11 protein-coding genes are annotated in these 11,900 nt (G+C 56.8%); 8 read left to right on the top strand and 3 right to left on the bottom strand.

The genetic code is table 11. The annotated features are described in order from the left end of the window. The first annotated feature begins 397 nt into the window (after nt 1-397). From J0G10_RS21665 to fabF, 6 genes are all read left to right on the top strand, one after another. A complete protein-coding gene (locus tag J0G10_RS21665) occupies nt 398-1,369 on the top strand; it encodes a UDP-glucose 4-epimerase family protein (RefSeq protein ID WP_220556670.1) in 972 nt (323 codons plus the stop codon). Beyond that, on the top strand, nt 1,366-2,385 hold the full coding sequence (locus tag J0G10_RS21660; protein WP_220556669.1) for an MraY family glycosyltransferase: 1,020 nt from the start codon (nt 1,366-1,368) through the stop codon (nt 2,383-2,385). The genes J0G10_RS21665 and J0G10_RS21660 overlap by 4 nt, the downstream gene beginning before the upstream one ends. 114 nt (nt 2,386-2,499) lie before the next feature. Next, the gene (locus J0G10_RS21655) at nt 2,500-4,494 is read left to right on the top strand and encodes a polysaccharide biosynthesis protein (RefSeq protein WP_095048539.1); all 1,995 of its coding nucleotides are present in this window, start codon (nt 2,500-2,502) and stop codon (nt 4,492-4,494) included. A 110-nt stretch (nt 4,495-4,604) separates the two neighbouring features. Next, complete coding sequence (locus J0G10_RS21650) at nt 4,605-4,940, top strand: ComEA family DNA-binding protein (RefSeq protein ID WP_093435238.1); 336 nt, start codon at nt 4,605-4,607, stop codon at nt 4,938-4,940. Between the two features lie 216 nt (nt 4,941-5,156). Then, nucleotides 5,157-5,960 carry an SDR family NAD(P)-dependent oxidoreductase gene (locus J0G10_RS21645; protein WP_220556668.1) on the top strand — a complete coding sequence of 268 codons (804 nt, stop codon included), beginning with the start codon at nt 5,157-5,159 and terminating at the stop codon, nt 5,958-5,960. 22 nt (nt 5,961-5,982) lie between these two features. Next, complete coding sequence (gene fabF / locus J0G10_RS21640; RefSeq protein WP_095048537.1) at nt 5,983-7,257, top strand: beta-ketoacyl-ACP synthase II; 1,275 nt, start codon at nt 5,983-5,985, stop codon at nt 7,255-7,257. On the opposite strand, the gene J0G10_RS21635 is transcribed toward fabF, so the two are convergent. The 3 genes from J0G10_RS21635 to eat form a co-directional block, all read right to left on the bottom strand. Further along, nucleotides 7,254-7,808 (bottom strand): TetR/AcrR family transcriptional regulator, encoded by a 555-nt coding sequence (locus tag J0G10_RS21635; RefSeq protein WP_095125150.1) that lies wholly within the window; start codon nt 7,806-7,808, stop codon nt 7,254-7,256. The genes fabF and J0G10_RS21635 overlap by 4 nt on opposite strands. 137 nt (nt 7,809-7,945) lie before the next feature. Beyond that, nucleotides 7,946-8,113, bottom strand: a complete 168-nt coding sequence (locus J0G10_RS21630) for a DUF2897 family protein (RefSeq protein ID WP_007908505.1) — start codon at nt 8,111-8,113, stop codon at nt 7,946-7,948. 221 nt (nt 8,114-8,334) lie between these two features. Next, entirely contained in the window at nt 8,335-9,699 is a 1,365-nt protein-coding gene (gene eat / locus J0G10_RS21625) for an ethanolamine permease (protein WP_095125149.1), read from the bottom strand. Between the two features lie 399 nt (nt 9,700-10,098). Here eat and kdpF point away from each other — a divergent pair, with 399 nt between their 5' ends. Then, nucleotides 10,099-10,188 carry a K(+)-transporting ATPase subunit F gene (gene kdpF / locus J0G10_RS21620; protein WP_007899818.1) on the top strand — a complete coding sequence of 30 codons (90 nt, stop codon included), beginning with the start codon at nt 10,099-10,101 and terminating at the stop codon, nt 10,186-10,188. Between the two features lie 8 nt (nt 10,189-10,196). Then, nucleotides 10,197-11,891: a potassium-transporting ATPase subunit KdpA gene (gene kdpA, locus J0G10_RS21615; protein WP_095125148.1), complete on the top strand. Its 1,695-nt coding sequence runs from the start codon at nt 10,197-10,199 to the stop codon at nt 11,889-11,891. The last annotated feature ends 9 nt before the right edge of the window (nt 11,892-11,900 follow it).

Raw genomic sequence — 11,900 nt, 5'->3', positions numbered from 1 at the left:
GATAATTAGAGTCGATTTTTTTTCGTTTTATTGTCTGGCTACTTGCGCGCAAGTTTTTCTCAAGCAAAGTTTGTTTCATTTAATATTGCTTGTTGCAGAGTGTGTGCGTGAGTTTGCCAAAGAACTTGGTTTGTTAACAGTCTGTAAGCCGCGCAAAATGCAGCAGTGAATTTTGCCTCAATGAAGGCGGGTTTCAGGGTGTGTTTTTATGACGTGGCGCAAGTTGTCTTTTCCTGCTGCTTTGAAGTGGCCAAGAATCGCGTAATTCAATAGACTGCCACTCGCATATCCCTCGACGAAGCGATCTCCATGGTTGCTGCAGTCACGCATCCATTTGCCGCTTCAACGAGGCTGTTGTCGACAGGCAAGCATTGATTTCTTAGCTCAAGGTGCTTTCATGAGATCCAAGACATTCCTGATTACCGGCGGTAATGGTTTTCTGGGGAGAGCACTTATAGATCGGCTAATGCTGGAATCGGATTGTTCTGTCGTCGCGCCGATGCGTTCCAGAACTCATGAGCATGCTCCAGGCGTGGACGTTATACCCTTCGAAGGTCTCAGTGGGGCTAACGATTGGAGTCGCGTCCTGACAGAAGTTGATGTTGTCGTTCATGCGGCAGCGCGCGTTCACGTCATGGACGAAGTCGCGGTCGATCCCTTGGCTGCCTTCCGGGAAATCAATGTCGACGCGACTTTGAACCTCGCTCGTCAGGCTGCGGCATCGGGAGTTAAACGGTTTATCTTCGTCAGTTCGGTGAAAGTTAACGGCGAGCGCACTTCTCCAGGCGCTCCTTTTTACGCTGATGATGTGCCTGCCCCGCTTGACGCTTATGGCATTTCCAAATTTGAAGCCGAGCAGGGCTTGAAGCGACTGGCGCAGGTTACGGATATGGAAGTGGTGATTATTCGCCCGGTTCTGGTCTACGGTCCGGGGGTGAAAGCTAATTTTCTCACTATGATGCAATGGCTGGATCGTGGTGTTCCGTTGCCATTTGGCTCAGTGCGTAATAGCCGCAGTCTGGTGTCAGTAGGCAATCTTGTGGATCTCATCGTGACCTGTGCCGACCATCCGGGTGCTGCCAATCAAACTTTTATGGCGAGCGATGGCGAAGATGTTTCTACAAGTGACCTGTTGCGCAAGCTGGGCCAAGCGTTGGGGAAGACCAGTTATCTCTTGCCTGTTCCGGTATGGATGATGGAGCGGCTGTTGGCATTGGTAGGACGGCGGTCTATATCTCAGCGGCTTTTCGGCTCTCTGCAGGTCGATATCAGTAAAAATCGACAGTTACTGGGTTGGACCCCGCCCATCAGTGTCGATAAGGGCCTAGGCCTGACCGCACAGCATTTTCTGGAAACCCGCAAATCATGACTTATGGATGGTTCCTTTCCGTCTTTCTCTGCCTATCCTTCTCCCTCACTTGGGCGTTACGCCGTTACGCGTTGGCGCGCAGTTTGATGGATATTCCGAATGCGCGCAGTTCGCACTCTGTGCCTACTCCTCGTGGCGGTGGCGTAGCGATAGTGATCGCATTTGTTTTTGCGCAAGTAGTGTTATGGGGCGTCGGAATTACTTCGGGTAGCGCTTTTCTCGCTGTTGCCGGCGCTGGAAGTCTGGTTGCAGTGATTGGCTTCATGGATGACCACGGCCATATCGCGGCGCGCTGGCGTCTGCTGGGGCATTTTCTGGCTGCGGGATGGCTGTTGTTCTGGATGGGCGGCATGCCCGTGGTGGAGGTACTCGGAGCGCAGGTCGATCTGGGTATCTTTGGTCATTTCTTGGCACTGTTTTATCTCGTATGGCTGCTCAATCTTTACAACTTCATGGATGGCATCGATGGCATCGCAGGTGTCGAGGCGGTTTGTGTTTGTCTTGGGGCGTGTGTGTTGTATTGGCTTGTCGGTGCAGCAGCGTTGATCTGGGCTCCGTTGATGTTGGCTGCGGCGGTGATGGGCTTTCTCTGCTGGAATTTTCCGCCGGCAAAAATTTTCATGGGTGATGCGGGTAGCGGATTTCTTGGCGTTGTTCTGGGCGGTCTTTCTCTGCAGGCTGCGTGGCATGATCCTTCACTATTTTGGGGCTGGCTCATCCTGCTCGGTGTGTTTATCGTGGATGCCACCTTCACGTTGTTCCGGCGCCTGCTCAGAGGAGACAAACTGTATGAGGCTCACAGAAGCCACGCCTATCAGTTTGCTTCCAGGCAATTTGGCCGGCATTTGCCCGTAACCTTGGCAACAGGCTTGATCAATCTATGCTGGCTGTTGCCGATTGCGGTAGGTGTTACACGGTTTGGGCTTGGCGGCGTATGGGGTGTACTTTTAGCCTATATCCCGCTGGTTTTTCTCGCGATCAGGTTTCATGCGGGAGAGCTCGAAAAGACCGCTTAGTATGGAAAAGAACACAGTTCTGGTATCCAGGTTTAGAGTCATGATGGCGGCTTGTGGTGATTCATTACGGTGATCAGCATTTGAAAGAGGGAAACTGAGGTGCTTGAAGAGTTAATGGATAAAGTCAGAGAGCGTCTCGTTGGACTTCCACGGCGGCGCAAACGACTGATACAGGTTGGCACAGACATCTTTCTGGTTTGGGTGGCCCTGTGGTTGGCATTCATCGTGCGCTTGGGTATCGATGATATGTACAACCCCTTCAAAGTCCACTTCTGGCTATTCGTCTGCGCCCCTGTTGTGGCCATTCCATTGTTCATTCGCTTCGGCATGTACCGTGCCGTCATGCGCTATTTCGGCAACGATGCACTGATTGCGATTATCAAGGCTGTCAGTTTGTCTTCGCTGATTCTGGCGGTTGTCGTTTATTGGTACAGCAATCACGAAGCGGTTGTGCCTCGCTCGATCATTTTCAATTACTGGTGGTTGAGCCTGGTCATCATTGGGGGGTTGCGGTTATGTATGCGGCAATACTTCATGGGGGACTGGTTTACAGCCGCGCAGCATGTTCCTTTTGCCAGCCGCGACGATGGTCTGACCAAAGTTGCGATATACGGCGCAGGTGTTGCAGGCAATCAACTTGTCGCCGCACTGCGTATGGGGCGCGTTATGCGCCCTGTTGCCTTTATCGATGATGACCCGGGTATTTCCGATCGCTCGATCTCAGGCCTGCAGGTTTACAAACCCAAGCATATTCAGCAGATGATCGACGTCACAGGAGCGCAGGAAATCCTTCTCGCGTTGCCATCGTCGACTCGTGCTCGGCGCCGGGAAATTCTTAACTTGCTGGAAGGCTTTCCACTGCATGTTCGTAGTGTGCCGAATTTTTCCGATCTGGCGAGTGGCCGGGTCAAGGTCGAAGATATTCAGGAAGTCGATATTGCGGACCTGCTGGGGCGCGATGCCGTTCCAGCTCAGCCTGATCTTCTGGAGCGTTGTATCAAAGGCAAGACTGTCATGGTCACAGGTGCCGGCGGTTCGATCGGTTCGGAGTTGTGTCGGCAGATTTTTGCGTTGGAGCCAACCGCGCTTCTGTTGTTCGAACACAGTGAATTCAATCTCTACAACATTCTTTCAGAGCTGGAGCAACGCAGCTCTCGAGAGTCGGCTCCGGTTCGATTGCTTCCCATACTCGGGTCCATACGTCACCAGGATAAATTGCTCGATGTGATGAAAACCTGGAAGGTCGACACGGTTTATCATGCGGCCGCCTACAAGCATGTGCCCATGGTCGAACACAACATCGCCGAGGGTGTGTTGAACAATGCAATCGGGACGCTCAATACTGCTCAGGCTGCCTTGCAATCCGGCGTAGCAAATTTTGTGCTGATCTCGACCGATAAGGCGGTGCGGCCCACTAATGTCATGGGCAGTACCAAGCGCTTGGCGGAGTTGACGCTTCAGGCGCTCAGTCGTGAAGTCGCGCCGGTATTGTTCGGAGACAATGCAAAAGTTTCCCGGGTTAACAAAACCCGTTTCACGATGGTTCGCTTCGGCAATGTGCTGGGCTCCTCCGGGTCGGTGATTCCGCTGTTCCACAGCCAGATCAAATCCGGCGGGCCGCTGACCGTCACTCATCCGAAGATTACCCGTTATTTCATGACCATCCCCGAAGCCGCGCAACTGGTTATTCAGGCCGGTTCGATGGGGCAGGGTGGCGATGTGTTTGTGCTGGACATGGGCGAGCCGGTGAAAATCGTCGAACTGGCAGAGAAGATGATCCACTTGTCCGGTTTGAGTATTCGTTCCGATCGCAATCCGCAGGGCGACATCTCCATCGAGTTCACGGGGTTGCGTCCAGGTGAAAAGCTCTATGAAGAGCTGTTGATCGGCGACAACGTCGCTGCAACACCGCATCCGATGATCATGACGGCCAATGAGGATCATCTACCTTGGGAAGTGTTAAAGGTTAGATTGGCCAGTTTGTTGGCGGCGGTTGATGAGGATGATTACTCGCGCGTTCGCCAGTTATTGCGCGAAACCGTCAGCGGCTATACCCCCGATGGCGAGATCGTCGACTGGATCTACCAGCAGCGTCGTCTCGAACCCTGATTGTTTCACATCCTGTAACGCACGCATTTTTGACATCCCTCCACCATGACCTAAGTTTGGAGAGCAGCTTCGGAAAAGCTGCTTTCTCAAACGATGATGGAGCGTCACTAATGCGTACCGGTTACTTCTATTCTCTGATCTTTGCTTTCCTCACCAGCGCCTCGATCGCCGCTATTGCCGCGCCTGTTGCGCCGGCGGAGTCACCCAAGGCGCCGTTGGTGATGGAGACAACTGCACCTTCCCAAAGCGCAAAAGTCGACCTCAACGATGCCGATGCGGCAACGCTGCAAAAGGAACTGGCGGGAGTCGGAGAGGCCAAGGCCAAAGCGATTGTTGCTTATCGTGAAACAAACGGGCCGTTTGCGTCGGTGGATGAGTTGCTGGAAGTGAAGGGTATCGGTAAGGCGATTCTGGATCGCAATCGCGACAAGCTGGAAGTCAACTAAGCTGAGTGTTTAATGCCAAGGGGGCCGGTCATTGACCGGCCTTTTTTACTTGCGCAGCGCATGGCTGCGGGTAGTGGAAGAGAGGGCAGCAGTCCGACGATTTAAAATTACGGCTATCATATTGCGTTTGGATTATGCCTATAATAATTTGCCGCTGCGTCGAGCCAACACATCTCATCGGCAACTCCCTTCATCAAGCATTCCAGGAGCATTCTCATGAATTCCGCACAATCTCTAGGTACTGCTCTCGTCACTGGCGCATCGTCCGGAATCGGTGCGATTTACGCTCAGCGCCTGGCGGCGCGTGGTTTTGATTTGCTGCTGGTTGCCCGTGACAAGGATCGTCTGGAAAGTGCTGCGAGCCAGTTGCGGGATGCCCACGGCGTTCAGGTCGAAGTGCTGAAAGCAGACCTGACGCAAAAGGATGATGTACTCAAACTCGAACAACGCCTGCGCAGCGATTCCAGCATCAGTTTGCTGGTGAATAACGCCGGTGTGGCGTCGGACGGTTTACTGGCTAACGCCGACATGGATCAGTTGGAGCGGTTGATCCAGTTGAATATCACCGCCGTCACGCGCCTGGCATCGGCGGCTGCTGCCAGTTTCGCCAAGGCCGGGCGTGGCACGATCATCAATATCGCCTCGGTGGTGGCATTGTTTCCGGAACGTTTCAACGCTACTTACAGCGCCAGCAAAGCTTATGTACTGAGCCTGACGCAGTCGCTGAACACTGAACTCGAAGGCACCGGCGTGCAGATCCAGGCCGTGCTGCCGGGTGTGACCCGCACCGAAATCTGGGAGCGTTCCGGTATCGATGCCCGTGGCATTCCGGCAGAAATGGTCATGGAGGCGGGCGAGATGGTTGATGCGGCGCTGGCCGGTCTGGATCAGGGCGAGTTGATCACCATTCCTTCGCTGCCTGACGCAGGCGAATGGCACGCCTTTGTTGCGGCTCGCCATGTCATGGCGCCGAACCTTTCCCGCAGTGCTGCTGCGCAACGCTATAAGTCCGGCAATTGAATTGATCAGAGGTCACCACAGTATGGATTCGCGTCGAATAGTCGTCACGGGCATGGGCCTGGTTTCACCCTTGGGCAGCGATCTCGAAGTCGTATGGCAGCGTTTGCTGGCTGGGCGTTCTGGTTTGCGTAACTTGCCTGAGGCAACGGTCGCTGATTTGCCCACGCGAGTCGGCGGCGCGGTGCCGACGCTGGAAGAGGACGCTGAAGCAGGTTTCGATCCGGATCGCGCCACGCCGCCCAAGGAGCAGAAGAAGATGGATCGCTTCATTCTGTTCGCCATGGAGGCTGCCCGACAGGCGCTGGAGCAGGCCGACTGGCATCCTTCAGAAAGCAAAAGTCAGGAGCGTAGCGCAACGATCATCGGTTCCGGTGTCGGTGGTTTCGGCGCGATTGCTGACGCCGTACGCACGACCGACAGTCGCGGTCCTCGGCGTTTGTCACCGTTTACCATCCCGTCGTTTCTGGTCAATCTCGCGGCGGGTCACGTGTCCATTCAACACGGCCTCAAGGGGCCTTTGGGTGCGCCGGTGACGGCGTGCGCTGCGGGTGTCCAAGCGATCGGCGATGCGGCGCGCTTGATCCGCGCCGGCGAAGCGGATATTGCCGTGTGTGGCGGTGCGGAAGCCTGCATCGACCGCGTCAGTCTGGCCGGTTTCGCGGCAGCGCGGGCACTGTCGAGCGGTTACAACGACACCCCGCAGCGCGCCTCGCGGCCGTTCGACAGCGGGCGCGACGGTTTCGTCATGGGCGAGGGCGCGGGGTTGTTGGTGATCGAATCCCTGGAGCATGCGTTGGCGCGTGGCGCGACGCCGCTGGCGGAGCTGGTCGGCTATGGCACCAGCGCCGACGCCTATCACCTGACGGCCGGGCCGGAAGATGGCAGTGGGGCACGTCGGGCGATGACGCTGGCATTGGCGCAGGCGGGTATCGAGCCGGATCAGGTGCAGCATCTCAATGCCCACGCCACGTCGACCCCGGTCGGGGATCTGGGTGAATTGGCGGCGATCAAAAGTGTTTTCGGCGAAGAGAATAAAATCGCGGTGACGTCGACAAAATCGGCCACAGGTCATCTGCTCGGCGCTGCCGGTGGGCTTGAAGCGATTTTCACGCTATTGGCGATCCGTGATCAGGTGGTGCCGCCGACGCTCAACTTCGACAACCCGGATCCGGCGAGTGCCGGTGTGGATATCGTCCATGGCGAGGCGCGGTCAATTCCGATCGAATATGCACTGTCCAATGGTTTCGGGTTTGGCGGGGTCAATGCCAGCGTATTGTTCAAGCGCTGGCAGGCTTAGTCGCGGTTCTTGAGGTGATCGCGGGTGATATCGAGGATGCGTTGCGCAAACCCGGCATCCGCGACACTGCGCGACAGCATCAGTGCACCGACCAGGGTCGACATGATGACGATGGCGCGGTCAGCGCTGTTCTCGCCTTCGAGGCTGTTTTCGATCTGCTCCAGCCGTGCGTTGAGTACCACGTCACTGGTGGGACTCGGTTGCCCGCGCAGCCCCAACTCGGAAGAAATGGTCAGCAGCGGGCAGCCTTCATCTGGCGATGTCTGGTGCCATTCGGACAGATACGTCTCGATGAACACATCTAGCGCGTTGTCCTGGGCAAAAATCTCGGCACATAACCCGTCGACCTGGTTGCCGGCCTCTTGCAAGGCCTTCTCGACCAACTCGTCCTTGGACTTGAAATGTGAGTAGAAACCGCCATGGGTCAGACCCAGCGCTTTCATCAGGGGTTGCAGGCCGGTAGCGCCGATTCCGTCCTTGCGAAAGCGTGCCGAAGCCTCCTTGATGATGCGCTTATGGGTCTGGGCTTTATGGTCCTGCGAATAACGCATCTGGAACTCTCCGCAACAATGTCCCCATCTTAACCAAGGAAAATTAGATGGTGACTGTACTTCTACTTCTTAAAAGCGTGCAGATAGCTCCAATGGCTATAAAAAGCGCAAACCCCGCCGATCAGGCGGGGTTGTGTTCAGCGGTCTTGGGCGTCTTTGGCGTCCGCTTCGGCATTGCGTTGGGCAACGCGTCGGCGTTCTTCATCGGTCAGATCGACCTTATTGGCGGTGTCGCGCAACATCATTAATCCGCCGACGATCGAGCCGATTGCAACGACCAGAATCAACCAGGCATACCAAGGCATAACGGCTCTCCTTAAGGGCAGGTCGACGGACGAGGATTTCGCCGTGCAACGCTGCATACCACTTTTGAGCGAAGTGAACTCGCAGTGGTTCCATTCTAGGCCGCTTGCACCCGGTACACCCGAAATCCCTGTAGGAGGTGCCGAAGGCTGCGATCTTTTGATCTTGAAAAGCAAAGATCGCAGCCTCGTTTCACTCGTCAGCTCCTACAGGAGACGGGTCGTTACAGGCCGGTGAGCATCGCATCGGCTGGTGCGTCGGCACGCAGTTGTCCGGTCAGCAGGAAGTAGCAGAAACCGACCGCCATGAAGCCAAGGAAGATCAAGCCGATCAACGTGTTAAACCACGCCATCGCCACCAGACACACCACCGCCAGCACCAATGCAATCAGCGGAATCAGCGGATAGCACGGCGCGCGAAAGGTGCGTTCCAGATTCGGCTCCGATTTACGCAGTTTGAACAGGCTGAGCATGCTCATGATGTACATCACGATCGCACCGAACACGGCCATGGTGATCATCGCGGCGGTAAGGGTCATGCCACCGAGGTTGATCAGGCCGTCGCTGTAAATCGCGGCGATGCCGATGATGCCGCCGACAAGGATTGCCCGGTGCGGCGTCTGGAAGCGCGAGAGTTTCGCCAGCGAGGCCGGTAGATAGCCGGCGCGGGCGAGGGCGAAGAACTGGCGTGAATAGCCGAGGATGATCCCGTGGAAACTCGCCACCAACCCGAACAGGCCAATCCATACCAGCATATGCAGCCAGCCGGAGTTATCGCCGACCACGGTTTTCATCGCCTGCGGTAACGGGTCGTTGATGTTGGCCAGGGTGCGCCAGTCACCCACGCCGCCAGCAAAGAACATCACACCCATGGCCAAAAACACCAGCGTCAGGATGCCGCTGATGTAGGCCTTTGGAATCGTGCGTTTCGGATCCTTGGCTTCTTCGGCAGCCATCGCTGCGCCTTCAATCGCCAGGAAAAACCAGATCGCAAACGGAATCGCGGCGAACATCCCGGCAATCGCTGGCGCACCGAACACATCCGAACCGGCCCAGCCATTCAGTGCGAAGTTGCTGAAGCTGAAGGCCGGCGCGACCACGCCCATGAACACCAGCAACTCGGCCACCGCCAGTACGCAGACCACCAGCTCGAAGGTCGCCGCCAGTTTCACCCCGAGAATGTTCAGCCCCATGAACACGATGTAAGCGCCGACCGCCGCATGCTTCGGATCGAGTGCCGGAAACTGCACATTCAGGTAGGCGCCAATCGCCAGCGCGATGGCCGGTGGCGCGAAGACGAATTCGATCAGCGTCGCCAGGCCTGCAATCAATCCGCCTTTTTCACCAAACGCTCGACGACTATAGGCAAACGGCCCGCCCGCATGAGGAATCGCGGTCGTCAGTTCGGTGAAACTGAAAATGAAGCAGGTGTACATGGTCGCGACCATGAACGAGGTCACCAGAAAACCCAGCGTCCCGGCCACACCCCAGCCGTAACTCCAGCCGAAATATTCCCCGGAAATCACCAGCCCTACGGCAATGCCCCACAGGTGCAAGGTGCCCAGTGTGGGTTTGAGTTGTGTGTTCATGCGTTTGCTCCCTGAACGGTTTGGAAAGCTCGGGGGAGGGCGTGTGCAGTGGGCGTGCCATTGCTGTGAAACAAGTCGTAATGAGTTGAAAGCTGTCGTATCGGGGATGTTCGCGGTGGAATAGCTGCTTTTTGTGCGCCAGTTGAGTGCGATGTTGTTCGTTATGCCGTCTTCGCGAGCAAGCTCGCTCCCACAGGGGAATGCATTTCAAATTGTGGGAGCGAGCCTGCTCGCGAAGAGGCCTGCCCATACGGCGCAAAACCCACCTGTAACGCCGGCATAAACCCACTCTTTACGCTTTCTTTATGCCCAGCCAGACCCCTCGCTCTCGTTCCTTTACAGCCTCCTTTCCGACAATGCCTCCACACGCGGCAATACGCCGTAACACGGAGATCTTCCATGAGCGTTCTGGACGGGGTGTCACTGCTGTTGGCAGTGGGGCTGTTCATTTATCTGTTGGTTGCGCTGTTGCGCGCGGATCGGAACTAGGAGCGGCTATGCACAGTTATGACTATTGGCTGATCCTCGCGTTTTTTGCGGTGGTCTTGCTGCCAGCGCCGTTCCTCGGGCGCTTCTACTACAAAGTGATGGAAGGCCAGCGGACTTGGCTGACACCGGTTCTCGGCCCGGTCGAGCGCGGTTGCTATCGCATCGCCGGGGTTGATCCTAACGCCGAGCAGAGCTGGCAGAAGTACACGCTGGCGCTGCTGGCCTTCAACCTCGCCGGTTTCCTCCTACTGTTCGCGATTCTGCTGTTTCAGGATCACTTACCGCTGAACCCGCAAAATCTGCCCGGCCAGGAATGGACCCAGGCGTTCAACACCGCGGTCAGTTTCATGACCAATACCAACTGGCAGTCCTACAGCGGTGAAGCGACGCTCAGCTATCTGAGCCAGATGGTCGGCCTCACCGTGCAGAACTTCGTCAGCGCCGCCACCGGCCTCGCCGTTCTGGTCGCACTGTGCCGTGGCATCGGCCGCAAATCGACGAAAACCCTCGGCAACTTCTGGGTCGACATGACCCGCGCCACCCTCTACGGCCTGTTGCCGCTGTGCCTGCTGCTGGCGCTGTATCTGGTCTGGCAGGGCGTACCGCAAACCTTCGCGCAGTATGTGAACGCAGTGACGATGCAGGGCGTTGATCAAGTGATCCCGCTCGGTCCGGCGGCCAGTCAGATTGCGATCAAGCAACTGGGCACCAACGGTGGTGGCTTCTTCGGCGTCAACTCGGCGCATCCGTTCGAGAACCCGACCGCGTGGAGCAACTTGTTCGAAGTCGCTTCGATCATTCTGATTCCGGTGGCGCTGGTGTTCACTTTCGGCCACTACGTCAAGGACCTGCGTCAGAGCCGCGCGATCATCGCCTGCATGCTCGCGCTGTTCCTGATCGGCGGCGCGACCTCGCTGTGGGCTGAATATCAACCGAACCCGACCCTGAACAACGCTGCCGTTGAACAGACCGCGCCGCTGGAAGGTAAAGAAGCGCGCTTCGGCACCACCGCTACCGTGCTGTGGTCGGTGACCACCACGGCCGCCTCGAACGGTTCGGTCAACGGCATGCATGACAGCCTCAACCCGCTCAGCGGCATGGTCGCGCTGGTCAACATGATGGTCGGCGAAGTGATCTTCGGCGGCGTCGGTGCCGGGCTCTACGGCATGTTGCTCAACGTGCTGATCGCGGTGTTCCTCGCCGGTCTGATGATCGGCCGTACGCCGGAATACCTCGGCAAGAAACTCCAGGCGCGCGAAGTGCAATTGCTGGTGGTGACTTTGCTGGTGATGCCGGTTGGCGTGCTGGTGCTCGGTGCGATTGCCGCAGCGGTTCCCAGTGCCGCGGCAACCATCAGCAACCCCGGCCCGCACGGTTTCAGCCAGTTGCTCTACGCCTACACATCGGCGAGCGCCAACAATGGCTCGGCGTTCGGTGGCCTGAGCGCGAACACGCCTTTCCATAACCTGATGCTGGGCCTGGGCATGTTGATCGGTCGCTTCGGCTACATCCTTCCGGTTCTGGCATTGGCCGGCAGTCTAGCGATGAAGAAAACCGCACCGATCGGCCAGAACAGTTTCCCGACTCATGGCCCGCTGTTCGTGACCCTGTTGACCGTGACCATTTTGCTGGTGGGCGGCCTGACCTTCTTGCCGACTCTGGCGCTCGGCCCGATTGCCGAACATTTAAGTATGGGCTTCTAAGGAATCCAT

This window comes from Pseudomonas germanica (assembly GCF_019614655.1).
Taxonomy (GTDB): Bacteria; Pseudomonadota; Gammaproteobacteria; order Pseudomonadales; family Pseudomonadaceae; genus Aquipseudomonas; species Aquipseudomonas neuropathica.
The sequence above is the reverse complement of the archived record's forward strand: the minus strand, read 5'-3'. Positions and strand labels throughout refer to the sequence as shown.

Bases quoted from the DNA above. Each gene is read 5' to 3' on its own strand.
- J0G10_RS21665 (WP_220556670.1), top strand. From the start codon at position 398: ATGAGATCCAAGACATTCCTGATTACCGGCGGTAATGGTTTTCTGGGG.
- J0G10_RS21660 (WP_220556669.1), top strand. From the start codon at position 1,366: ATGACTTATGGATGGTTCCTTTCCGTCTTTCTCTGCCTATCCTTCTCC.
- J0G10_RS21655 (WP_095048539.1), top strand. From the start codon at position 2,500: ATGGATAAAGTCAGAGAGCGTCTCGTTGGACTTCCACGGCGGCGCAAA.
- J0G10_RS21650 (WP_093435238.1), top strand. From the start codon at position 4,605: ATGCGTACCGGTTACTTCTATTCTCTGATCTTTGCTTTCCTCACCAGC.
- J0G10_RS21645 (WP_220556668.1), top strand. From the start codon at position 5,157: ATGAATTCCGCACAATCTCTAGGTACTGCTCTCGTCACTGGCGCATCG.
- fabF (WP_095048537.1), top strand. From the start codon at position 5,983: ATGGATTCGCGTCGAATAGTCGTCACGGGCATGGGCCTGGTTTCACCC.
- J0G10_RS21635 (WP_095125150.1), bottom strand. From the start codon at position 7,808: ATGCGTTATTCGCAGGACCATAAAGCCCAGACCCATAAGCGCATCATC.
- J0G10_RS21630 (WP_007908505.1), bottom strand. From the start codon at position 8,113: ATGCCTTGGTATGCCTGGTTGATTCTGGTCGTTGCAATCGGCTCGATC.
- eat (WP_095125149.1), bottom strand. From the start codon at position 9,699: ATGAACACACAACTCAAACCCACACTGGGCACCTTGCACCTGTGGGGC.
- kdpF (WP_007899818.1), top strand. From the start codon at position 10,099: ATGAGCGTTCTGGACGGGGTGTCACTGCTGTTGGCAGTGGGGCTGTTC.
- kdpA (WP_095125148.1), top strand. From the start codon at position 10,197: ATGCACAGTTATGACTATTGGCTGATCCTCGCGTTTTTTGCGGTGGTC.